The sequence below is a fragment of the Polynucleobacter sp. 39-46-10 genome (genome assembly GCF_002282275.1).
Map to the genome: position 1 here is coordinate 1 of NZ_NCJB01000442.1, position 1,609 is coordinate 1,609.

Annotated in this window: 1 protein-coding gene; it reads left to right on the forward strand. The window is 50.0% G+C overall.

Annotation, left to right across the window (positions count from 1 at the left end; all coding sequences use genetic code 11):
- A partial coding sequence (gene rluB / locus B7X71_RS16610; protein WP_293601549.1) for a 23S rRNA pseudouridine(2605) synthase RluB occupies positions 1-1,471 on the forward strand: 1,471 nt, incomplete at its 5' end.
- Positions 1,472-1,609: the final 138 nt, after the last annotated feature.

The window sequence follows — 1,609 nt, forward strand, 5'->3', positions numbered from 1 at the left end:
TTTGTTTGCCTCAGTGGTTTCTGGAGAATTCGATGCTGCATTAGATGCGCCTGAAGTGCTTGAGGTTAAAAATCCTGATGGTCTAAATGAGAATGAGATTTCTCATCAGACTGGTGCAGAGCGCCGCGCACAACGTGTGCGTCATGATGATGATGCGGATATGCCTAGCGATGATGAGATGAGTAGTTTGCAATTCGCAAATATCGATGATCTACCGCTGAGCTTGCGTGACGAAGTGTGGTCCGACCTAGACGGTCTGGACGACGATGCTGACGACGAAGATACTGTGAAGTTACATAAGGTATTGGCGGATGTCGGTATGGGTTCACGTCGCGATATGGAAGACCTGATCATTCAAGGACGCGTATCAGTAAATGGTTTACCAGCACATATCGGTCAACGTATTGGCCCCACCGATCAAGTAAGAATTAATGGCAAGCCAGTACATCGCAAGATTCAGACTAAGCCGCCGCGCGTCATCATGTATCACAAGCCTGCCGGCGAGATTGTGAGTCAATCGGATCCTGAAGGTCGTCCAACCGTATTTGATCGTTTGCCAAAGCCGCGTCAAGGGCGCTGGATTGCAGTGGGGCGCCTGGACTTTAATACTGAAGGTCTTTTGTTATTCACCACTTCTGGTGAACTGGCCAATCGCTTAATGCATCCTCGTTATGGTGTTGAGCGTGAGTACGCTGTTCGTATTCTGGGTGACCTGAGCCAAGAAAATATGACTCAATTAAAGAGTGGTATCACCTTAGATGACGGCCAAGCTAAATTCTTACGTCTTTCTATGGGTGGTGGGGAAGGTGCAAACCGTTGGTATCACGTTGCATTAACTGAAGGCCGCAACCGCGAGGTTCGCCGCATGTTTGAAGCTGTTGGGCATACGGTTTCTCGTTTAATCCGAACTCGTTACGGCATTTTCTTATTGCCCCCACGCTTGAGACGGGGTAAATGGGAAGAGATTGAAGCTGGTGGTATCTATAACCTGATGAAGTTTGCAGGTTTAAAAATGCCTCAGCCACAAGATAAAGGCCGCAATCCAAATCCTCAAGGTCGCGATCGCCGATCTCCTGCTGGCGAAGACTTTCAGCCCGATCCAATGCAAACCTCAGTTTCTTACTGGGGTTCACGGGATGCTCTCACCCAGGCCAGCGGTCATGGTGCCCTAACCCATCAAAGCAGAGGCGGCAAGCCTGGTGGCGGTGGACAGGGTGAAGGCCGCGGTCCTTTCCGGGGTCGTACACAAGGTGGTCGTCCTGGAGCAGGTGGTCAGGGCGGTCAAGGCGGTGGACAGGGTGGCCAGGGTCAAAACCGTAATAAAGGCAAAAAAGTCCATCATGGACAGTCTGCTTTTGTGACGGCAAGCCCGCAAAGTCCTGGAAATGGCCCTAAGCGTGGGGCACCAAAAGGGCGCAAACCTTTCAATAAAGGCCCTAGAAAACCTCGAAATCCAAGCGAAAGCTTCTGATTTCTATCAGTTTTCCTCTAAATCGGCTATAATTTTGGACTTACAGCAGTTCGCTGCTGTTTTGAGTTGTTACCGACTGATGTTGCGATCAACGTAAGTCGGCCTGTTCTGAATTTCGAGAATATGGGCTTTGAAGCC